This is a genomic window from Okeania sp. KiyG1 (assembly GCF_014132355.1).
Taxonomy (GTDB): Bacteria; Cyanobacteriota; Cyanobacteriia; order Cyanobacteriales; family Microcoleaceae; genus Okeania.
Genome location: NZ_BLZO01000122.1, coordinates 1 through 21,051 on the forward strand (window position 1 = coordinate 1; position 21,051 = coordinate 21,051).

General features: G+C 36.6%; 21 protein-coding genes and 1 pseudogene. 10 read left to right on the top strand and 12 right to left on the bottom strand.

The window, feature by feature from the left end; translation table 11 throughout:
• Nucleotides 1-406, top strand: a 406-nt coding sequence (locus SAGCYANO_RS29585; RefSeq protein WP_237396836.1) for a pentapeptide repeat-containing protein, incomplete at its 5' end; no start/stop codon positions are given.
• 273 nt (nucleotides 407-679) lie between these two features.
• Here SAGCYANO_RS29585 and SAGCYANO_RS50790 read toward each other — a convergent pair.
• On the bottom strand, nucleotides 680-928 hold the full coding sequence (locus SAGCYANO_RS50790; protein WP_202223340.1) for a hypothetical protein: 249 nt from the start codon (nucleotides 926-928) through the stop codon (nucleotides 680-682).
• 183 nt (nucleotides 929-1,111) lie between these two features.
• On the opposite strand from SAGCYANO_RS50790, the gene SAGCYANO_RS29595 reads away from it, so the two are divergent.
• The 3 genes from SAGCYANO_RS29595 (at nucleotide 1,112) to SAGCYANO_RS29605 (ending at nucleotide 4,177) form a co-directional block, all read left to right on the top strand.
• Complete coding sequence (locus SAGCYANO_RS29595; RefSeq protein WP_202223341.1) at nucleotides 1,112-2,689, top strand: iron uptake porin; 1,578 nt, start codon at nucleotides 1,112-1,114, stop codon at nucleotides 2,687-2,689.
• A gap of 88 nt (nucleotides 2,690-2,777) precedes the next feature.
• Nucleotides 2,778-3,038: a hypothetical protein gene (locus SAGCYANO_RS29600; protein WP_202223342.1), complete on the top strand. Its 261-nt coding sequence runs from the start codon at nucleotides 2,778-2,780 to the stop codon at nucleotides 3,036-3,038.
• A gap of 176 nt (nucleotides 3,039-3,214) precedes the next feature.
• Complete coding sequence (locus SAGCYANO_RS29605) at nucleotides 3,215-4,177, top strand: pentapeptide repeat-containing protein (RefSeq protein ID WP_202223343.1); 963 nt, start codon at nucleotides 3,215-3,217, stop codon at nucleotides 4,175-4,177.
• A gap of 779 nt (nucleotides 4,178-4,956) precedes the next feature.
• On the opposite strand, the gene SAGCYANO_RS29610 is transcribed toward SAGCYANO_RS29605, so the two are convergent.
• From SAGCYANO_RS29610 to SAGCYANO_RS29620, 3 genes are all read right to left on the bottom strand, one after another.
• The gene (locus SAGCYANO_RS29610) at nucleotides 4,957-5,943 is read right to left on the bottom strand and encodes a class I SAM-dependent methyltransferase (protein ID WP_202223344.1); all 987 of its coding nucleotides are present in this window, start codon (nucleotides 5,941-5,943) and stop codon (nucleotides 4,957-4,959) included.
• A gap of 322 nt (nucleotides 5,944-6,265) precedes the next feature.
• Nucleotides 6,266-6,766: an IS1634 family transposase gene (locus SAGCYANO_RS29615; protein ID WP_202223345.1), complete on the bottom strand. Its 501-nt coding sequence runs from the start codon at nucleotides 6,764-6,766 to the stop codon at nucleotides 6,266-6,268.
• 149 nt (nucleotides 6,767-6,915) lie between these two features.
• On the bottom strand, nucleotides 6,916-7,410 hold the full coding sequence (locus tag SAGCYANO_RS29620) for a hypothetical protein (RefSeq protein ID WP_202223346.1): 495 nt from the start codon (nucleotides 7,408-7,410) through the stop codon (nucleotides 6,916-6,918).
• Between the two features lie 1,479 nt (nucleotides 7,411-8,889).
• On the opposite strand from SAGCYANO_RS29620, the gene SAGCYANO_RS29625 reads away from it, so the two are divergent.
• A complete protein-coding gene (locus tag SAGCYANO_RS29625; RefSeq protein WP_202223347.1) occupies nucleotides 8,890-10,116 on the top strand; it encodes a tetratricopeptide repeat-containing serine protease family protein in 1,227 nt (408 codons plus the stop codon).
• A gap of 78 nt (nucleotides 10,117-10,194) precedes the next feature.
• On the opposite strand, the gene SAGCYANO_RS29630 is transcribed toward SAGCYANO_RS29625, so the two are convergent.
• A complete protein-coding gene (locus tag SAGCYANO_RS29630; RefSeq protein WP_202223348.1) occupies nucleotides 10,195-10,356 on the bottom strand; it encodes a hypothetical protein in 162 nt (53 codons plus the stop codon).
• Entirely contained in the window at nucleotides 10,353-11,306 is a 954-nt protein-coding gene (locus tag SAGCYANO_RS29635; protein ID WP_202223349.1) for a hypothetical protein, read from the bottom strand. Before SAGCYANO_RS29635 ends, SAGCYANO_RS29630 begins: the two co-directional genes overlap by 4 nt.
• 212 nt (nucleotides 11,307-11,518) lie before the next feature.
• On the opposite strand from SAGCYANO_RS29635, the gene SAGCYANO_RS29640 reads away from it, so the two are divergent.
• Entirely contained in the window at nucleotides 11,519-11,821 is a 303-nt protein-coding gene (locus SAGCYANO_RS29640) for an acylphosphatase (RefSeq protein ID WP_202223350.1), read from the top strand.
• A gap of 596 nt (nucleotides 11,822-12,417) precedes the next feature.
• On the opposite strand, the pseudogene SAGCYANO_RS29645 reads toward SAGCYANO_RS29640, so the two are convergent.
• Together SAGCYANO_RS29645 and SAGCYANO_RS29650 are read right to left on the bottom strand one after the other, a co-directional pair.
• A pseudogene (locus tag SAGCYANO_RS29645) lies at nucleotides 12,418-13,587 on the bottom strand (pyridoxal phosphate-dependent aminotransferase).
• An 830-nt stretch (nucleotides 13,588-14,417) separates the two neighbouring features.
• Nucleotides 14,418-15,647, bottom strand: coding sequence for a damage-control phosphatase ARMT1 family protein (locus tag SAGCYANO_RS29650; RefSeq protein ID WP_202223351.1), 1,230 nt, complete (start codon nucleotides 15,645-15,647; stop codon nucleotides 14,418-14,420).
• Nucleotides 15,648-16,263: 616 nt separating this feature from the next.
• Here SAGCYANO_RS29650 and SAGCYANO_RS29655 point away from each other — a divergent pair.
• From SAGCYANO_RS29655 to SAGCYANO_RS29665, 3 genes are all read left to right on the top strand, one after another.
• Nucleotides 16,264-16,920 (top strand): HAD-IA family hydrolase, encoded by a 657-nt coding sequence (locus tag SAGCYANO_RS29655; RefSeq protein WP_202223352.1) that lies wholly within the window; start codon nucleotides 16,264-16,266, stop codon nucleotides 16,918-16,920.
• 171 nt (nucleotides 16,921-17,091) lie between these two features.
• A complete protein-coding gene (locus SAGCYANO_RS29660; protein WP_202223353.1) occupies nucleotides 17,092-17,343 on the top strand; it encodes a UPF0175 family protein in 252 nt (83 codons plus the stop codon).
• Nucleotides 17,336-17,821: a DUF3368 domain-containing protein gene (locus SAGCYANO_RS29665; protein WP_202223354.1), complete on the top strand. Its 486-nt coding sequence runs from the start codon at nucleotides 17,336-17,338 to the stop codon at nucleotides 17,819-17,821. The genes SAGCYANO_RS29660 and SAGCYANO_RS29665 overlap by 8 nt, the downstream gene beginning before the upstream one ends.
• A 196-nt stretch (nucleotides 17,822-18,017) precedes the next feature.
• Here the strand turns inward: SAGCYANO_RS29665 and SAGCYANO_RS29670 are convergent, their stop codons facing one another.
• The 4 genes from SAGCYANO_RS29670 to SAGCYANO_RS29685 all read right to left on the bottom strand — a co-directional run bounded on the left by SAGCYANO_RS29670 (nucleotide 18,018) and on the right by SAGCYANO_RS29685 (nucleotide 20,446).
• A complete protein-coding gene (locus SAGCYANO_RS29670) occupies nucleotides 18,018-18,359 on the bottom strand; it encodes a hypothetical protein (protein WP_202223355.1) in 342 nt (113 codons plus the stop codon).
• Between the two features lie 5 nt (nucleotides 18,360-18,364).
• Nucleotides 18,365-19,336 (bottom strand): hypothetical protein, encoded by a 972-nt coding sequence (locus tag SAGCYANO_RS29675; RefSeq protein ID WP_202223356.1) that lies wholly within the window; start codon nucleotides 19,334-19,336, stop codon nucleotides 18,365-18,367.
• 186 nt (nucleotides 19,337-19,522) lie between these two features.
• Entirely contained in the window at nucleotides 19,523-20,077 is a 555-nt protein-coding gene (locus tag SAGCYANO_RS29680; protein ID WP_237396838.1) for a hypothetical protein, read from the bottom strand.
• An 87-nt stretch (nucleotides 20,078-20,164) separates the two neighbouring features.
• Entirely contained in the window at nucleotides 20,165-20,446 is a 282-nt protein-coding gene (locus tag SAGCYANO_RS29685) for a hypothetical protein (protein WP_202223358.1), read from the bottom strand.
• 233 nt (nucleotides 20,447-20,679) lie between these two features.
• Between SAGCYANO_RS29685 and SAGCYANO_RS29690 the strand changes: the two genes are divergently transcribed.
• A partial coding sequence (locus tag SAGCYANO_RS29690; RefSeq protein WP_202223359.1) for a hypothetical protein occupies nucleotides 20,680-21,051 on the top strand: 372 nt, incomplete at its 3' end.

The following is a 21,051-nucleotide window of genomic DNA, read 5'->3' on the forward strand; positions in this document are numbered from 1 at the left end:
ACATCTCACTCAAGCTATTTTAAACTCAACTTCTTTTTGGTTAACATATTTGAGTCATGCTGTTATGGATGAAGCCAATTTATCTGAAGCTAGTTTATGCGACTGCAGTTTAAAGGGTGCTTCCTTAGAAAGAGTTAACATGAGCCATCCTATGTTGCAACTTCTCAACGCAGAAGACGTTAATCTCCGAAATACTAATCTGGAAAACAGCATTGTAGTTGAAGTGAGTTTAGATAGAGCTATCCTCGAAGAAGCAAATCTCACCAATGCCATGCTAGCTGAAACTAATTTAGACTATGCTAACCTGAGAGGAGCAATAGTAACGGGTTGCGATCTGCAAGCTTACAAGAAAAATACTATTATGCCAGACGGTCGAGTAGTAAGCGATCCTGATTACAAGCCATAAACTCTTTAGGACTTATGCATGAACCCTATTAGTAGGGTGTGAAGCGCGCTAGCTTCATTAATTGATAATGGATAATTGATAATTGATAATTACCTCTGGTTAAAACCGCTACGGAATTGAATATAAGGAAATATTATTTCTTCTCTTGGTCGATTGGATATGGTTAGGAAACCCATCCATCCCACCCAACGGGTGCGCTGCGAAGATCGACCGCTTTTTTCCCCGATCAAGGGGAGGCTTCAAGGCGCGAATTATTTAATTATTAATTATTAATTATTCGGTAACACACCAAGACCCTGTGTATATTGCCTTTGCGTAATTCCTGACTCTTTTAAAAGAATACCATTTCGGAATAGTAATGCTACATTTGACTACCATCTCCCCATCTCCCCATCTCCCCATCTCCCCATCTCCCCATCTCCCCATCTCCCCATCTCCCCATCTCCCCATCTCCCCATCTCCCCATCTCCCCATCTCCCCATCTCCCCATCTCCCCATCTCCCCATCTCCCCATCTCCCCATCTCCCCATCTCCCATCTCCCCACTCTCCCCACTTCTCCCATTTGCCAAGGTTAAATTGTCTCATATTAATGATAAAATCTTACATCAAAATAGACTACTTTTAGGGAGAAATGTTTTGCAAATATTTAAAATTCATGGTATTGATAAAAAAATCATAATCGTAAAATTTGTATCGTTATTAGCTTGATTTTAATCAATTTATCATGTTTAAACACTCGCTGGACTCTGGCCATAGAAGAAAAACAGGAGCTGATGGGAGAAATTCAAGAGTATGCTGAAGAATTTAATAATTCTAAATCTAATGACCCCATTACCCAACAAATACCTGTTTACCAACTAGATGATATTTTACCCTCCGACTGGGCCTATGAAGCATTAATAAGTTTACGCGATCGCTACAACTGTCTCTCCGGTTATCCTGACAATACTTACCGAGGCAACCGCGCCATCACTCGATATGAATTTGCAGCAGCTTTAAATGCTTGTTGGCAAACCATCGAAAGTTTACTGGCAGAAAATCAAGCAGAATTAATTCAACAAGACGACCTGATAGTTATCGAAAGACTTATACAAGATTTTCAGGTAGAAATAGCTAACCTCAAAGCACGCACCGAAGGTTTAGAAAATCGAGTAGATGCTTTAGAAGCACAACAGTTTTCCACTACTACCAAATTAAATGGTCAGACAATTTTTGCAGTAAACGCTGGTGGTTTTGACGGCGATCGCCTCATTGATCCCAACGGAATAGAGCTTGCAGACGAAAACCCTCAAGCAACCTTTCTCTATCGAGTAGCTTTAGATTTTGATACCAGTTTCCGAGGTACAGACTTATTAAAACTGCGGGTAGATACAGGTAGTAATGGTTTTATTGATAATGCTACAGCTATACTCGAACCCAACTTTGGTAGTATTCTAGATTTCTCCAAACGTCCCCCACGAGATGATGAGATTGGTATTGGAAGAGCATTCTACAGTTTTCAAGTCGTGGAAAATTTGTCTCTATCTATCGGACCGTTAATTGAAGCGTTAGATTATATAGATAATAACAGTTACGCTGATTTAAGCTTTCGCGACTTTTCCACAGAAAACCTGGTTTATAACTACGTTGCATTTCCTGTGAATGGCATTGGTGGTGGAGCAATATTAGAATGGAACCCTGGTGGCAGTGCTTTCAACCTTCGTGCTTTATACATTGCCCCAGACTCAGCTAATCCTTCCCAAAATGGTCAAGGTCCGTTGCCAGTTTCTGTGTTTACATCACTGCTCTATTCTGATGGTAGGGGGTCTAGGGGTCTATTTGGTTTTCATCAAGGAATGGTGGAATTTGAATATAATCCTTCCTCTAGATTTAGTCTACGTTTGCTTTACAGTGGAGGAAAAGTTTTTTCTCGGAATTTTGATGCGGTGGGAGTGAATTTTGAGTGGGGTTTTTCTTCCAAGTTTGCTGTTTTTGGTCGCTATGGTTATAGCAGCTATGACGATACAGATTTTGGAGATATCAATCCGAACTATTGGATGGCAGGTGTTTCGGGATTAGATGTTTTGCAAGAAGGCGATCGCTTGGGGGTAGCAGTTGGACAGCCTTTTGTTGTGGATGAAATTGGTAATTCAACTCAGACAAATTTGGAAGTTTTTTATAATTATGCAGTGAACGATAATATTCAGATTTCTCCTGTTTTGCAAGTTGTTTTTGACCCTAGTAATCAAAAGAGTAATGGTACGATTTTTACTGGTACGTTACGCACTGTTTTTTATTTTTGAAGAAGGTTGTAGAAGATAGGTTTTACGTCGTAGGTGGTAGGTGGAAAGTTACAGCGGTTTTCATTTCAGTAAACCACAGTAGGGGCGAATGGCATTCGCCCTTACAGGATTTTTGTTTGACGATGTGGTTCACCCATATGAAAAGCGCTGTAGGACAGATAAAAAGCTTAAAACTCAGACAAAGCAATATTTTTCCTTCTTCCTTCTTCCCTCTTCCTTCTTCCTTCTGGTAGCAGTGAACGATAATATTCAGATTTCTCCTGTTTTGCAAGTTGTTTTTGACCCTAGTAATCAAAAAAGTAATGGTACGATTTTTACTGGTACGTTACGCACTGTTTTTTATTTTTGAAGAAGGTTGTAGGTGATAGGTTTTAGGTCGTAGGTGGTAGGTGGAAAGTTAGGACAGATAAAAAGCTTAAAACTCAGACAAAGCAATATTTTTCCTTCTTCCTTCTTCCCTCTTCCTTCTTCCTTCTTTCTCCTGCTATATGATATTATTTTGTCGGCTACTACTGGAGAAAAAATATGAATAGCGATGAATTAATCCAACGTTATCAAGCTGGAGAAAGAGATTTTTCTGGCATTGAATTCAGATATATTGAATTAAGCAATATTTCTCTAGAGGAAATTAATCTCAGTTCTGCCAACTTCAGCAGAGCAAAATTGCAAAATGTGAATTTAGATAATGCTAATTTAAGTAATGCTCAGTTAGTTAGTACAGAAGTAGAAAATACTACTTTCAGAAATGCTAATCTCAGTCACGTCAACTTAGAAGGAATATCTTGGCAAAATCTAGATTTAACCAATGCAAATTTAACAGATACAAGTTATGACCATAGCACTATAGAAAATTCTAATTTAACTAATGCTAATTTAACTCAAATGGGGGGATTTCAATCAACTTTTGATAACTGTAATTTGAGTAGTGCAAATATTAGTCATGCAGATTTAAGCGAAGTTACTTTTGATGAGTGTAACTTGAACAATGCGAACCTCAGTCACACAATTTTTTATGATGTTTATATTCAGGGTTCAAATCTGAGTAATGCTGACTTCAGTCATGCTCAAATTAAAGCTATGTCTGGTTGGAGTGAAGTTAACTATACTAATGTTAATTTTCAGAATGCTTGGTACTTAGATTCACGAGATATACCATCAGATATTGACCCTAATGAAGCAGGATTAATGTTTATTGCTGCTGGCAGTGACCTGAGTGGCAAAGATTTAAGCAATGTAGATTTATCCGAGGAAGATATAAATTCTGCTAATTTTAGTAATGCCAATTTAAGTGGTGCAAATTTGAGTGACACAGACTTGAGCAATACAGATTTTACTAATGCTAATTTAGAGAATGCCGACCTAAATGGAGCAGATTTGACTAATGCTAATTTTACTAATGCCAATTTAGAAAATGCTAACTTAGATGGAGTAATTTTTGATAATACAATTATGCCAGACGGTAGTATTAGAAGTGATGAAGAAGAATAACTAGATATAGAATTGGAGGAGTCAGGAGTCAGGAGTCAGGAGGGAAGAAAGATGGGTTGTGCGTCAAGAAAGTGTGGTTCGTGTGGTTCGTGTGGGGACCCACCCTAACCCCTCCCAACCCACTCCTAACCCCTCCCTGGAGGGGAGGGGAATGTGGGGACGGTGGGGAGAGCTGAGAAAGTAGGAGGAATAATTCTACCTGTATCTTTTCCTAACTTTTTGGTCCAACTGGAGTTTAGACTAAATTTTGGGGTCTTCAGATAATTTGCTCAGAAGCAATGAAGACTTGAAACTCAGAACCCTTGGAGAATATAAGGGGTGCAGATGTTTTCAAGATGAATGATTATTTTTCTTTTTTGGCGAGGCAAGGGTGAAGCAGACATTATTCAAACTATTCAAAAAGTCTTTCCAGGGCACAATTAACCCATAGCACAGGCGGGCGGATAATTGACTAAAAAGTCTTTGCAATGCTGAAAAAGAAATAGTTTCAGTCTTGTTGGCCTATCTCACTATTCTCCCGGAGGCAAGTTTCCGGCCTGCCTTAATTAGTCTAAACTCCAGTTGAAACTGTACAGCCGATTCGTTTCACCAACAGGCTCGTATTTCCTATAAATACAGCTAATTAGTACAGCGTGATGGCTTGGTATCAGCCAGACTTATTTTTCGCTCTCATGTTATATCTGACAAGGGCTAGAGCCATTTAGAGGATCTTCCTGATATAAACCCTCTTAACTTCACACCAAAATTTGGCTTCTCATTTGGCGAAAGAATTGTTACAGCTAAGGTTTTTTTATGGCAAGAGAGATCCACGAGACAAAAGTATAACCTGTCAATAGTTTAATAGTTTTTAGTAAAGCTTTAATTATTTTGGACTTAAGAGACAACGAAGATAAACCAGCATATTTCAAATCAATCCGATCTTTTAAATCTAGTCTATTAGGCTCTAGTAAACTGGGTTCTTCATGAGATTTTTCTTTGATAATGTTGATAATTTCGGCTTCAGTACCACCACGAATTCCACGACGTAATAATGATTCCCAGGTTGCATTTGGTTCAATTCGTTTGGAAAATCGACGGGCACAGAATAGGGCGAGAGAATCAGGGAGATAATTAATCAAAGGCAAATCAGTAGTATGATTTTCTATTGGAGAATAGCGATGTGGAGTCTCTCTAAAAAACATTATTCCCTGGGAGTTTAATAGTGACCACAATTGAGGTAAAACTGTTAACCTTTCATTAGGTAAAAAATGTTCAAATACTGCATTAAGCAAAATAAAATCGAATTTACCGATATTTTCAGGAAGCCTATTACTGTTAGGAGACAAAAGAAATTGAACATTGTCTAATTGATAGTGTTTAACTCTCAATTTAGCTAACTCCAAAGATTTTGAGTTGAGTTCGATGCCCACGATTTCTGTATCTGGAAACATTCGGGCTAAAATAACTGTCGATGCGCCACAACCACAACCAAAGTCTAGTAATCTTTTATTTTTAAGATCTTCTGGTTTAACATGACCTAGAATTAGGTATTTTAAAGGTATTTTAGTATAATACTGATTTTCATCCCTAGCAATTTCATCACAAAGATAACCTACCCCTTTTAGTTTTAAAATTGATTCAATTAATTCAATGGAATAGCTAGTTTTAATATTAAAACGAGCGACAAATAAAGATGGTTCCAAAAGCTCAACCGAAATTTTTCGCTTCTGTTTAGGTAATTCTTCTATATTAATTAAAGCTTGAGGATGTTCAAGGATAATTGTCATAAACCAAACCTTTTAGATAATTATTGGTTGTCAACAATAATGATGACAGATTTATACAAAAAGCTAAAAATTATTTCTCATTTTAGGAAATGTTTTTTGCTATAAATGTTATCAAAAAACATTTGCATAAATTATTATTACATATATTCAGCAGGTTCCTTAACAGAGGAAATAATATTTTTGACAGGCTGAACCAAGGAAGCGCAAAATGTGCCTTTGTGTATCTGTCAGTTTAATCGACCACTTTCGACCCGACAGCCAAACCAAATACACGGACTGAAAACATTACAGCACCCAGCGCAGTGTGGGTCGCTTTGTGGGCTTACCGCTGATTGGGAATGGTTTCTATTGCCTCGGATAAAGAGGAGCGAAGTTGTCGTTGTCCGATGCTGTAGACTAGCAAACATAACCCCATAATCATGGCCAGGGCAGCCACTCTTTGAGGTAACTTGACAAACATCCGATAGGCAAAAAATAGGGGGTCTTTGAGGAATCGAAAGCCTCGCTCATAGGACTGCTGATTTTTGTACTCTTGCAAAATTATCTCATTAGGCCACAGCTCATCATCGAGTAAGTTGGTCGCCAAAATGAATCGTCCTGCTTGGTTTCGCTGAAGGGCAACAGCTTCTTCATCGAGGGCTAAAGTCCCTTGAAGATGATAAGTGTAGCGTTGTGGTAACTCTTCTTTGCTTGGACGACCGGGGCACTCATAGTGAGGCTTCAATTGCACCCCAATGTTAGTCAAGCGATGATACTTAAGCTTTTTGGCGAAGGCGTTGGTGAAAAGAGGTATGATATCATGTCCGGATAAGAGCGCGAACAAAAAACTTTCTCCTTATATTCCTCTTTATTCTTATTTCTTCCCTCCTGACTCGGTCCGACTGACTTCCCCTCCAGGGAGGGGTTAGGGTGGGTTGACTCCTCAATAATTAAGATTAATATCATACACGCTATTCAGCAACGTCCCAAGATTTAACTCAACGATCCCGTTAAAAAACTAGCTTCAGAAATACATACAGCTTCAAAATTATTATCAGTAACTTGCCTTAAAGAGAATGTTACATCTGCAGCTCCAAAATTAGAGTTAATATCATAGGCAAAATATGCTTCAGATAAATCTAAAAATCCAGAGACAAAAGAAAACTCTTCACTACTTGCAATTAATCCTAGGAATTTGCCATCTCTAAATACAGCTTCTGCAAATAATAAATCAGCATTGCTATAGTCAACATCTAAAAAACTAAAGTCAAAGTTATCAAGTTTTATAAAGTCTATGCCTCTGCCAGTTAATTTTGAACCTTTAAAACTGAAAGATCCGTAATAGTTATTCCCGGCAGCAGGTCCACGATGAGGAGATACCTCAAAATCATATTTAATCGTATCTATCTCGTTGCTGTCATTAATCATGGCACAATCAAGACTTAAATTTGTGCTGGTCGCTCTGATTTTTTTGTTTATATTAGTCATTGTTATTTTTCTTAAGGTAATTGTCTAATTTGTTAAGAAATCTTACAGAATAATCTTTCTCAGATCGAGACGATCGAATCCAAAATTAGTTTTAGTGAGGCTACATTTTTTTCTACCTAGTTAATATTCATATTTTTATGATAAACAATAAATTTTAATTTTGGATGAAATTTTCATTAAGATTTAGCTCGAAACAGATAAAGTTTTTGTCAATATTTCAAATAAAATTTGTGCATTTTCTATGCATATTTACTGAGAGATAATGTTTTTTTGTTATGACACATTTTTTCCTTTAATACAGCTAAATTAAAACTTGATATGCAGATTTATTCTTGGCGTAGTTGTGTAGAAAATTGATTGGGACTTGAAGATGAGAGAATAGTGGTTAATTCACTTAGCCTCTTGATAGAGGAGCTAGTGCCGCTACGCGGAAGTTAAAAGTCAAAAGTTAAAAGTCAAAAGTTAAAAGTCAAAAGTTAAAAGTCAAAAGTTAAAAGTCAAAAGTTAAAAGTCAAAAGTTAAAAGTCAAAAGTTAAAAGTCAAAAGTTAAAAGTCAAAAGTATTGATTTGTAATTTTTTTAGGATTTTGTAACTGGTCAGTTATTTCCGCCATCCTGCACTAGACTATTATGCTAATTACTATGTATTAATACTTAAGTTAATTAGCGCTTCAATAATTAAGTAATTAACACTAGCCCGATCGCCTTTTTGATAATTAGCACCCTAGGAGCGCATTAATTTAAACTCCGTTAAGAACGGGGTCTTATGTTTACTTCTTCCTGTAGGGACGTTGCATAAAACGTCCCTACCCACTCCCCTACTCCCAAATGTAGAAAAGTTTTTGAGAAATGGTATAATACCATTTTGAAAAGGGGAAGCTTCAGACCTAATTTTTTTGGTCAGAATTTCAGATTTTATTCTCTATTTTTAATTTTTTACAAATTCTGCATTAAGCATTCAGCTATTAGCTCTTATGAAGGAGTTTTAATGAAAATAGACTGTTTCAGCCAGCTTTTATAGCAAGTGTAAATTCTGCCTCAATTAGTAAAGCTTTTATCTAAGGAGCCATGTAAGAATAAGTTGTACAAATTTTATCTGGGATAAATTGTGAAATATAGCTTCCATTAAAAAAACTGTTCAAGTTATTTTTACACGACTACTAAAACTAAAAACAATAGCTGAAGTCCGCAGTTCCGACCTAGGAGACTAGCTGAAGTCCGCAGTTGCTCCCACAGGAGGCTAGCTGACGGCTGTTTGCGCAGCAGTCCGCAGGAAATGCTTACTTCTGTATTGATGACTATATTAAATAGTAGTCAAGATCGATTAGTAGATTTTCCTGCTCGTCAGTACTCACTCAATTACTATTATATACTCTGCTTCAAGACGGAGAACAAATTTATTTAATTTACGTCATTTGTGGTAAATAGTCATCTCATACTCATCTTGTCTAAATTATCTAAATTCTAGGATCGTAAAATTATGATTTGGTCTCGTTTTAATTCTCTCAATAATTATTTATTAGGTACTGCTACAGTAGCAGCAATTGTGATTAATATTTCGACAGTAGCAAATGCTAAAACGGCTCAAGAAGTAGCAGAAATTGCTATACCAATTACAGTGCAAATCAATAGTAACTTAGGTGATGGTTCGGGTGTTATTATTGCTAAAAATGATAATATTTATACTGTTCTCACTGTTAATCATGTAGTGGAGGATTCTACTATTGAATATAGTATTAGAACCAATCTAGAAAAAGATTATTCAGTAATAGAGGTAGTCAGTTTACAGACAACTGATGAAGAACCAGATCTAGCTATACTTAAATTTGAAGCTACAGAAACATATCCAGTGGCAACTTTAGGCAATTCTGAACAATCAGTTATTGGTTCCCAAATATATGTATTTGGTTATCCTGCAACTGGCGGTTTATTCAGCACTGAAAGAGCACCAGAATTATCTCCAGGATTAGTAACCAGTCGCCCTAAAAGTCGCCCCGAAGGTTATACTTTGCGTTATCAAGCTGTTACTTGGAGTGGGATGAGTGGGGGTCCAGTGTTTGATTCTGATGGTCGCGTTATTGGTATTCATGGACAAGGGGAATTTGGTTTTGCTCAAACTAATTCTGGAGATGTAGCGCCAATTAAAACAGGGTTTAATGCTGCGGTTCCTATTAATAGTTTTATCAGAAGATTATCTGATGCTAATATTAATCCTTCAGACCTAATTTTGGATGATACTCCTACAGTTAGCTCTCCCGTTTCAACAATTAATCCTCAGAGCGCAGAAGATTTATATTTTCGAGGTATAAGTTATTTGGATCGAGGAGATGCTTGGGAGGCGATCGCTGATTTTAATCGTGCTTTAAAAAAGCAACCTAATAATACTCCGGAAATATATTTTAATATGGGTATTGCTCGGAGTTTGTTAGTTAATCCTCACGAAATAACACGAAATTCAAATCCAATTAAAGATTATACTAAAGCAATTGAAATTAATCCAGGCTATGCTGATGCCTATTATAATCGTGCTCATGTTTTTTATCAAAATAGTCTTATTTATCAAAAAATGGCAGATATAACCAAAGCAAATCAACAACTTAAAAAAGCAATAAAAGATTTAGAAAAAGCAGCAGAACTTTATCAACAAGGTGGTAGAATTCAATCTTATCAAGACACCTTAAATTTTATTCAAAAGTTAAGAAATTGAGAGTTAATCAGTTGCACATAACTATCGTTTTGTAATTTGCTATTATCTTTTATTTATGCGGGTATAATACCACGTCGCCTATACAGTGCTTAAAATTGTTTGGGGTTTATAGACACGGAGTGGCCAGTGGTTGACTATCACTGTGCAATTTTCCCTTCTGCCTTCTGCCTTCTGCCTTCTTCCTTCTTCCTTCTTCCTTCTTCTTTCTTCCTTCTTCCTTCTTCCTTCTTCCTTCTTCAATGCATAAGTTCTTTAATTTGACGTTGATGCTTGGCTTTAAGAGATTTAATTTTTGCTTGAAGCTCAGTATCATATTTTTGTTTTAATTCATTGATTTTTTGCTGAAGCTGATTTTGATGTTGAGTAGTCATAGCTCCTATTGTTTCTAACATAGATTCTTGATGAGTTTCTTCTAATTCTTGGATTTTCATTTGGAGACTACTTTTATACTTTGTTTCTAAATATTTAACAGTTTTCCTCAGTTTTTGTTCGTTAAACTTATTGAGGCTAACAATTTTTTGTTGATGTTTTTCTTCTAAATAACTGGTAATTTCATTAATTTTGTGCTGATGAGTTTCTGACAATTCTTGAAACTTTTTGTGATATTTTAATTGCCAAAAATTGTTAATTTTTTGTTTGTTTCGGTGATGTTCTTGTTCTAAATCTACTATCTGATGAGAATATTTATCTGTCAATTCTCTAATTTTTTCTTGTAATTTAGCTTCAGCCGATTCTAAATTCTGTATCTGTTCTGCCTGTATTAATTGAATTTGCTCTTGCAATTCTTGGTTTTGTTGATGTAATTCTCTCAAATTTTTCTGATATTCTACTTCTAAAACTTGAACTTCTTCTTGTTTTTTTTGTTGATAATCTACTTCTAACTGTTGTATTTCATTTTGATGTCTTATATGAGCAAGATCAATATTTTCTTGTATTTCTTCTAAGCTATTTCTGAGTTGTTTTTCAAGTTCTTCTTTTTGTTTAATTCTCTCTTGATAATCTGCATTTAATAACTTAATTTCTTCTTGTTGTGCTTGCTGAAGGTCATAGATTTGTTCATGGGTTTCTCGTAACTGTTTTTCATAACTTTTTGCTTGTTTTTTTAACCGCTTTTCAAATAGCCAGTAAGCACAACCTATCCCTAGCATTACACTGACAACTGTAACTACTATAAATGATGTTATAAGCATAATTTTAACCACTACCTAGTTTCTCTTACTGAATAATTAAGGTTTAAAGCCTCTGACTTTCCTGCGGAATGCTGCGCAAACAGGCAGAGGTACTGATAACTGATAACTGATAACTGATAACTGATAACTGAAATGACACTCCTAGAAGCTGAATTTATGTTGAGTTTTATAGTACCATAAGGTATAGATATTTTATATATAATCAATACAAAATGATCAAAGAAAACCAGTCAACATCTTTCACTCCTACTCGTGCTCATGTTTTTATTTCCGGAAAAGTTCAGGGAGTCGGTTATCGCTTCTCCACATTAGAAATGGCAGTTAATATAAATGTTAGTGGTTGGGTAAAAAATCTACCTGATGGAAAAGTAGAAGCTGTTTTTGAGGGTACTAATCAAGCAGTGGAAAAAATTATTAACTGGTGTTATAAAGGTCCTAAATCAGCTATTGTCAATGATGTAACTATTCAATATGAGCAACCCGAAGGACTTCAAAGTTTTGAAATTCATCGTTAACTAGCTATCAGCATTTTAGCATTTTAGCATTTCAGCATTTCAGCATTCAGCGTGCTAAAAGCTTGGGTTTAAATTCCCGACTTCTAGCTTGTCCTTAAATTACTAGGAGCGGCCGAGTATCTTCTTTGCGCAAAGCTGATTGCTAAATGCTGATCGGCTGATACCAATTCCCATCCATTAATGCTATGCTTAGGTAACACTTCATCTATTAAGTAATTAACAGAGGTAGAATAACTTTTTTGCTAATTAGCAGCTTAGTTAATGTTAATTAGGGTTTGCTGAATAAAGTCTTTTGTTGAGGTAGGGGACCCACCCCTAACCCCTCCCAGGAGGGAAAAAAGGGAGTAGGAAGTAGTTAAGAGTCACGAGAAATGGGAGTTATAGAGAAGGTGTTCATTCATTATAGCAAGAGTGATTTTTCTGCCATAGTCACCCCAAAATGCGCTCCTTTTTGAGCGTGAAGGGCTGAAAACCAGGTACTTTTTTCAAGCAAAAAAAGGCTAATACCTTTATCTGTCAATGCTTTGAGATTAGATCGGTAAGCCCTAATTATTAATTATTAATTATTAATTGTTGAACACTCCCCCACTCAAGAACTAGCTGCGCGATCGCACAAACTTATCCAACCTTGCCATCCCTTTTTCTATAGTTGCTAAGTCAGTAGCGTAAGATATCCTAATATGGTCATCTGCACCGAAAGCAATACCAGGAATAACAGCAACATTTTGCTCTGCTAATAAAGCATTACAAAATTCTAGGGAACTGCTAGAAATTTTACTAATATTGACAAACATATAAAAAGCTCCTTCAGGTTTGCTACAAGTAATTCCTGGTATAGCATTCAGTAAATCATAAATTACCTGCCGACGTTTAGCAAAAGCTTGACGCATTTTTTCCACACAATCTTGAGATGATTCCAATGCAGCGACCGCTCCATACTGAGCAAAAGTACAAACATTCGAGGTACTATGACTTTGAATTTTGGCTGTAGTGTTAATCAATTCCACAGGTGCGGCCAAATATCCTATGCGCCAACCCGTCATAGAATATGCTTTAGCAAATCCACTACTAATAATAGTATTATTCAAAACATCCGAGCTGACTGCCCCAATACTGAGATGTTGAATATCATCATAAATAATCTTCTCGTAAATCTCATCAGAAACTACTAAGATATCTTTTTCTACTATTACTTCTGCCAATGCCTTAACTTCTGCTGGACTATAAACCATCCCAGTTGGATTAGAAGGAGAATTAAGAACAAATAATTTTGTTTTGCTAGTAATAGCTTGACGTAGTTGCTCTGCTGTAACTTTATAATTCGTCCGAGCATCAGTAGGCAAAATTACTGGCTCTCCACCCATCAGTTTAACCATTTCTGGATAACTTAACCAGTAGGGTGCAGGAATAATTACTTCATCTCCAGGTTCAATCAATGCCATCATCAGATTAAACAGAGAATGTTTCCCCCCCCATTAGTGACAATGATATTTTCTGCTTTGTAGTTTAGGCCATTTTCCCTAGATAACTTTTGGGCGATCGCTTCTCTGAGTTTAGGTTCTCCCGCCGCTGGGCCATATTTTGTCTTACCAGCATCCAGTGCTTTTTTGGACTGCTGCTTTGATATGCTCTGGGGTATCAAAGTCAGGTTCCCCAGCACTAAAACTACATACATCTATTCCCTCAGCTTGCATTTCTTTAGCTTTAGCTGAGATAACTAAGGTTAAGGAAGGTGGTACTTTGCCGACTCTTGCTGCCAGTTTCATTTTTTACTTTTTTGAGCTAGTGAATCTTTCATTTTATATTGGACAGATGATTAGATTCAACCTAAACTGTTACGAAATAATATCAAGTCCAGTAGTATCACTATTTTCAACAATTAATAATTATTCGGTAAGAGTTCATTAATGGATAATTGATAATTGATAATTACCTCTGGTTAAAACCGCTACGGAATTGAAGATAAGGAAATATTATTTCTTCTCTTGGTCGATTGGATATGGCGAGGAGACCTCGCCATCCCTCGACCGCTTTTTTCCCCTTAAAAGAGGAGGCTTCAAGGCGCGAATTATTTAATTATTAATTATTAATTATTCGGTAAGAAGGCTTAAAAGTCTGAAAAAAACTTAAATTTCTGGGGTTGCATAAATGCAGGATGATTTTAATAGTTTTGTGGAAGTGGAATAGGCATCTTGCCCGTTCCTGATATTTTCCCGTTGCCGATCAAAACAGACACTAAATCAAGAAGGCGTTAGCGGAGCTTGGCGTTAGCCAATGCCATTCGCCCCTACAGATGGTGTTTTAAGGTTAATTGTGGAATAGGCATCTTGCCCGTTCCTGATATTTTCCCGTTGCCGATCAAAACAGACACTAAATCAAGAAGGCGTTAGCGGAGCTTGGCGTTAGCCAATGCCATTCGCCCCTACAGATGGTGTTTTTAAGGTTAATTGTGGAATAGGCATCTTGCCCGTTCCTGATATAATAAATAGCTCAAAACTTTTCCCACTCCCCACACTTGTTTGACATCAAAGGTAAAAAACCTCCCCTACTCCCCCACTCCCCACTCCCCCACTCCCCTACTCCCTCACTCCCTTCTTCAAGGCATAACAAATTGAATCACACCCCACTGACCATTTGTTAACCACAAAGGATCTTCTTCATTTAATATTTCGATTTGATCGGGTTCTAAGCTAGTTGCTACTTCTGACTTTAAAGTACGCAAAGCTACAAATGGTGTAGGAAAATAATAAGCAATATCTGACAAAGGGGTAGTAAATAACCAGTGGCGATCGCCCAAGATACGCCGATAGTTAGCATCACCTTTAATCAAAACCAGACTTGCCTTAGCTAATTCCTCTCTCACAGACTCTGGTATTTCCCAAAAAGCTAGTGGCGCATTCCAAAAAAAGTCTTCTCGGCAAATTAAACGACCAGTACTAATATATTCTTGTAAGCGAGCCGCCAACATTTGTACATTTTCTGAGGCATCATTAGCTAAGATTTCCAGAGTGTAAAAGACATCTTGACTCATAGCATCAGAGACAAAAGTTGGATGTGCTTTCAAATGCAAGTAAACAATATTGGCAGTTTGAGTAGATAAAAGGAAATCTATCAGAAAAAAATCACAAACTAACTCAAAACCTGCATTATCTATAATTAAATCTATCCGTTGCCCCCGAATATGACTTAAATAGTCGATTAAATTGTAAGTATCATCTACTAATATGTGAGATTGTTGTTGTTGAAGGTCTCTAGTAGTCCGGTCTTCTGTTTCAACAGGCCATAAACTCAAATCGGCTTGACTACCCCACAAAGCAGTTTGTAACAGAGCTGTGAGACAAATTTGATAACTCTGTTGTTGTGGTAGAGCAGTATTTAAACCATTGATGCGATCGCTTATTTCACGGATAGCAGCCATTGATTTTTCTAAACTTAAGCGTTTTTGGTAACCAAAAGGGTCTATTCCTTGCCAAATTCCTGGCACAAAATAATCCGTTGCCTCTAACAAACGTCGGAAAAAATAAGCTTCAGCAAAATAAAAAGGTAAATCAAACCAACTTCTACCTTCAAAAGACTCTAAATAGGATGTCCAAGCTTCTACATCTGGTCCTGGGTCATCGATCGGGAGTCGTACCCATCCTTCAAATAAATCAACAGTTAGAGACTCTAACTGTTGGACAATAGATAGAGGAAAATTATTGTCTTTGATAACTCGTTCGATGACACCCGGTAGTCTACAGACCATTGTGTAATGAGCAAAGGTATTTTCTTCTGAAGGCATCACAGGTAAAGGCAATAGTAAGTCACTGGTTTCAAATTCAGTCATATATTTACAGGGAGTAGGGAGTAGGGAGTAGGGAGTAGGGGGAAAGAATTGATACAGCAGATTTGGTGGTATGTGAAGTACAGAGATTAACAATTAAATGTTCCCAGTGCGGGCATCTTGCCCGCGACGGGTGTACCTCATTAAAGTGGAATCTGCTGTAATTTCTGTGCAATAATTGATTTTATTTTTTATTATGGCAGATATCTATTAACTAGCTATCAGCATTTTCCGTACCGGAATGCTGCGCAAACAGCTATCAGCTATCAGCTTTTTGACCTTGGGTTAAATGCCGGGCAACTATTGCGCCGGATAGTTTAGGAGGGGTTTAAATCTCCGACTCAACGTAAAAAAAGTCCTAATGCTGAGTGCTATTTAAATTATACACTATCTGTAGGGACGAATGGCCATTCGCCCTTACTTCGGATTTATTGAAATAAAATCAACTAAAAAGTCGCCCTAGAAGGGCGAGGCTTTAAACCCCATTTTCTGGTATAGCAGAAGAAAGAAGGAAGAAGGAAGAAGGAAGAAGGAAAAGTATTACGTTGTCTGAGTTTTAAGCTTTTGACCTGTCCTAACCTTTACTTCGACTGCTATAAATTTATAGAAATACTCTAAAATGACAGTAGTTGCTTTTGATTTGGATGGAACACTTAGTAATCCCTCTAAAGGTATTACGGCTTCAATTAACTATGCTCTGGAGAAAGTTGGTGCGCCGAGAAAAGAACCTGCCGATCTAAATCAGTATATTGGACCACCTCTGAATGAGATTTTCTCCGAAATACTCAATACAAGAAATGCTGTAATTATTGAGGAGGCAATTTCATATTATCGGGAAAGATATGGCTCTATTGGATATATGGAAAACGTTTTATATGAAGATATCCAGGAAGTGCTAGAAGTTTTAATTGTTCGCGGAATTAGATTATATGTAGCAACATCAAAGAGAACTGACATCGCAAAATCTATAATCAAATATTTTGATCTTCAAAGATATTTTGTACAAGTATTCGGTTGTGATGTACAACAGCAAAAGCACGATCTTCTCGAAGAAATAATTAAGTTAAACGATGGACATACTCTGTTAATGATAGGCGATCGCTCTTATGATATGAATGCTGGTCGCAAAGTTTCAGCTAAATGTATAGGTGTTCTTTGGGGATATGGAAGTTCTGTTGAATTAAAAAAAGCAGGAGCTGATGTTCTCGTTAGAAACACCAGTGAAATGTTGGATTATATTAATACGGTTCATAACTTTGGCGTTGCTGATTTGTAATGTTTTAGAGAAAGGTGGGAATAGTCCCCGTTAGAGGGAATATTGATCTGGAAAAAAGGATTAGGTTTTTAGCAGAAATAATAGTAAAATTGTTATTAGGATATTGTCTCAAATATCCATCAAAACTTCTACTTTATATGATTAAATCCTAGTGATTTTACATAAATAACCATGTCAGAAATTACTATTAATTTACCAGAAGAAATTTTTTCTGCTCGTCGTTTAGCTCCTGAAGAATTTGTTCAAGATATGCGTTTAGCAGCAGCTATATATTGGTATCAAAAAGGGGAAATTTCTCAAGAAAAAGCGGCTCAAGTTGCCGGGTTAAACCGTCGAGATTTTCTCGCTAGTTTGGCAAGGGAAAAAATAGATGTGTTTAATGTTGATTTTAAAGACTTGCAACGGGAGTTAGACCGTGGCTGAATTTCCCGCAGTCAATACTTCGCCCTTGATTTTTTTGACTCAGGCAAATTTGCTCGACTTCCTACAAATACTGAGTCCGAAAATTATTGTTCCTCAAGCAGTAGCTACAGAAATTCAAGCCTACGGCAACACAGATGTAACTGCTCAAATGTTAGTTCAAACAGATTGGTTGGTTGTGACTAAAACTCCTACTATTCCTGCTGTGATTCAAAGTTGGGATTTAGGAGTAGGAGAATCAGAGGTTTTGAGTTGGGGATATCATCATCCCAATACAGAAGTGATTATTGATGATTTAGGTGCTCGTTGTTGTGCCCAAGCATTAGAAATTCCAGTTAGAGGTACTTTAGGTTTAGTTTTAACTGCCAAACAACGTGGAGTAATTTCAGAAGCACGTCCAGTTTTAGAACAGTTACGGTTGTCTAGAATGTATCTATCGGAGAGATTAATGAATCAAGTCTTGATGTCAGTGGGAGAGTAATTTTCAGAAAATGGCGATCGGCTTTTTGGCGTCAAACTAGGGAAGTTGGCATGAGCGTGCCAACTTAATTTTATAACCCTTTCAATACAAGGCTTTTTCGCCTTTGCCTAGAAAAATGCTATACCTTGTATTTCCGCCAAGATCGTTAGTTTTATTAACAAATATTTTTTAATCCACGTAAATTTGTCTAGTTTTTCTAAAATTGTATGTTTTTGCCACTAGAACCTCCAGTTTGAACTGCATTACCAACTACATTAACTATATTAATTTGTGTACCTTCAATGCTATATTCGAGTGGAGTTTCAGGAGAATTAGAGTCCAAACCACTGAAGTCTATTTCATTTTTTGAATTAATTTTTAGATCAAGTATAGACAAACGTTTTTCTACTAATGAACGAGTAATATTATCATCTATATCTATGCGTAAAATAGGTTCACCTAATTCATCCCAAGCTAAACCAATACCACCGACTCCATCTATATCTTCGATAAGTTTTTTTACCAGTTGTTTTAGTTCTCTGAGAGATTGATACGACATAATTTTTAAGATATAAAAGTAAGATCAAGAGTTTCTAAAATATTTTTCAAATTACAAGCATAGCTTACCCCCACTTTCTTACCATTAATATCAAGTATACCACTAGCAAATTGAAGACCTACAGCTTGTAAAATTTTTGGAATAAAAATTAAACTACCTGAATCACCTTTTTCAGCAAATGGTTTATCGGTTGATTGCCAACGTATTTCTAGAAGATTATCAAAACGTACATTTTGCTTAAATTGAGGGATATAAACAGCTACATTATCAAGCTCTATAGCACCAGGAATCCCCTCCGTGTACCCGGTAGTCCGTCCAATTTTTGCAAGTATGATTTCTGGACTTATTACATCATAATCTTGCACATCATTAATATATCTACCAGAATCATCTGAATTCCCAAAGCCTGATGGGATAAGATTCCCTTGATGTTCAATACCCTTATCAAGAACAGCGTAAGCACTATCACCGAAATTGCTTCCAATTTTGCTAATCGACATAGCATCTCCAAGAGTGCCAATATAACTACCCATAGTCATAATGCTTCTTTGATCTAACCTACCAGGCTGATATATCTTATCCCCCGGCTTTGCCTCATCGCAAAGGGCAAGAACATGATTATTTGACAAGATAGCTTCAGAACCATTAGAAGTACAAACAAAAGCCCCAAGAGTGCCTGGACCACCATCTCGATGACCAACAGAAAGACCTAGATGAAGAGGACGTTTTTTTCTAGTAAAACTATTATTACCTTTTCCATCAATTGCCGATTGAATAAGCACAGTAGAAGAAGGAATGGTTACGTCTTCTACCATCAGTAGATCTATCTCATTTTGGAATTTTTCTGCTTTTTTCTCAGCAAATTTATAAGCTTTACCTCCTTTTTGCTCGATACGTAGCTCAAGTTGATAATCATTTTTGCCTTTGATTGAATATCCAACGCTTAAACGATCTTCAGGATTGTGTTCAATGTCCAAGCTTGTTGTTCTGAGACTTGGTTCACGCTCTAAATCATTTTGGTAATATTGATCTAAAATTTCATTTTTAGTTCAAAAATCGAATCCAAATTCATTCTTATTGACCTTAAACTGAAAATTGATTATTGTGATAAATACTACAGCTAATTTTTTAAAAAATCTTTTTATTCTACTTTATAATCTCCTTTATAAAAACGGAACTATAAATATCCATAAAATTACTGCTGTAGGTGCATAACGTGGATCTGGAAGATTCCATTTTAAGATATTATGTCCCATTGCGTAAACCCAAATAACAAATGAAACGGCTGCAATTCCAGTTCCGATTAGCTGTATAGATGACCAATTCTTGTCAGTATCCCTTGTCCCCCAAAGTCTTGAAAGAATTACAAGACCAATACAAATAACAGGCCACCAATCAATAAAGCTTAATGATGTATTATTTTCAGTAAGTAATTTATCTGTCGGTTCAGCTATCCAAAAGCTACGTACTGTAACGTAAACACTAAGCACTTCCGTTGGCACAAGTTTAACTAAACGCTCCATATAGTTAGCAAAGTTAGCATCTATAAGATTATCAGCTTCACTTGGTTCAATACCCGTTAGTTGAATAGGATTATCAGCTTCACTTGGAAGAAGATTATCAGGACTTACGCGACGTGATTTATTATTATTGTTGATGCGATGTTCTATACGAAAAGGATATGGCATAATTAAAGCTTTTCTATGTAATTGGGTCAAATATAGCGAAGTTGCTATGAGCGACAATCTAGAAATGAAAGGCTTACTATGTAAGTATCTCAGGGACTGCTATTTTCGCGATCGCAACTACTTTCCCACTAAACCCACCCCGTCCCCAGTCTGATAGTTTTGCGCGTTTTCCTCTTGTAGAAGTTCGTCGATTTTCGCTCTTAACTTGTCTTGCCAACCTGAAATATTTTTGATTCCGTTGAACATATCGTCATCTACTCGGACAGTCAAATTATTAGACTTGGGTTTTCCTGGTACTTTAGGTTTCCATCTATAAGCTAATAAATCAGGGTTTCCTCCTGGTCTCCCACACTTAGTAGAGGTTTTAGTTTGCTTCTTTTTTGTTGTTTTAGTGGCCATATTACAGTCTTTCTATTGGTTATATATATTATAAATTATATTATAGCTAGTAAGCCAGCAAAAAATTATAAAAATTATTTACATTTCCCGGTATGCAAGCTATCATAATAAATGTAGAGGCCAGTAAAGAAGTTCTACAAGTGGACAATTAAAAAGGACACCGCCCTCTCCTAGGACAGTTGAGGCAATGTCCTTTTAAAGTCCCCGGTAAACAAGTATCAGGAGACAAATTAATGATATTTTTCATCAATCCAATTTCAATTATATTACAAAATCTCAGCCAAGACAAGGCTTTATTACGAGCCTACTTGGGCCTAACAAAATCAATGGCCACTAAACCAATTACTAATTCAGTAAACGAAACACGATTTTACTATAACCGCTTATTAGGCTACTTAATCTACCACCTAGAAAAAACGATCGCTGAGATTGAGGCTGCCGATACCTACATAGAAGAGCAAGAGCAACACAAAAGCAATTCAGAGACTACCTACACCCCACAGGAGGCACAAGCATACGACAGTGTATTTGGTGAACAGCCTCCACAAGATACACCAGAATCTGAGAAAATCGAATCACCATACTCTAATGAGGCAGAAATAGCT

Excerpts from the sequence above, each read along its gene's own strand:
- SAGCYANO_RS50790 (WP_202223340.1), bottom strand. The coding sequence starts at position 928 with ATGGGGAGATGGGGAGATGGGGAGATGGGGAGATGGGGAGATGGGGAG.
- SAGCYANO_RS29600 (WP_202223342.1), top strand. The coding sequence starts at position 2,778 with ATGGCATTCGCCCTTACAGGATTTTTGTTTGACGATGTGGTTCACCCA.
- SAGCYANO_RS29605 (WP_202223343.1), top strand. The coding sequence starts at position 3,215 with ATGAATAGCGATGAATTAATCCAACGTTATCAAGCTGGAGAAAGAGAT.
- SAGCYANO_RS29610 (WP_202223344.1), bottom strand. The coding sequence starts at position 5,943 with ATGACAATTATCCTTGAACATCCTCAAGCTTTAATTAATATAGAAGAA.
- SAGCYANO_RS29620 (WP_202223346.1), bottom strand. The coding sequence starts at position 7,410 with ATGACTAATATAAACAAAAAAATCAGAGCGACCAGCACAAATTTAAGT.
- SAGCYANO_RS29625 (WP_202223347.1), top strand. The coding sequence starts at position 8,890 with ATGATTTGGTCTCGTTTTAATTCTCTCAATAATTATTTATTAGGTACT.
- SAGCYANO_RS29635 (WP_202223349.1), bottom strand. The coding sequence starts at position 11,306 with ATGCTTATAACATCATTTATAGTAGTTACAGTTGTCAGTGTAATGCTA.
- SAGCYANO_RS29640 (WP_202223350.1), top strand. The coding sequence starts at position 11,519 with ATGATCAAAGAAAACCAGTCAACATCTTTCACTCCTACTCGTGCTCAT.
- SAGCYANO_RS29650 (WP_202223351.1), bottom strand. The coding sequence starts at position 15,647 with ATGACTGAATTTGAAACCAGTGACTTACTATTGCCTTTACCTGTGATG.
- SAGCYANO_RS29655 (WP_202223352.1), top strand. The coding sequence starts at position 16,264 with ATGACAGTAGTTGCTTTTGATTTGGATGGAACACTTAGTAATCCCTCT.
- SAGCYANO_RS29660 (WP_202223353.1), top strand. The coding sequence starts at position 17,092 with ATGTCAGAAATTACTATTAATTTACCAGAAGAAATTTTTTCTGCTCGT.
- SAGCYANO_RS29670 (WP_202223355.1), bottom strand. The coding sequence starts at position 18,359 with ATGTCGTATCAATCTCTCAGAGAACTAAAACAACTGGTAAAAAAACTT.
- SAGCYANO_RS29685 (WP_202223358.1), bottom strand. The coding sequence starts at position 20,446 with ATGGCCACTAAAACAACAAAAAAGAAGCAAACTAAAACCTCTACTAAG.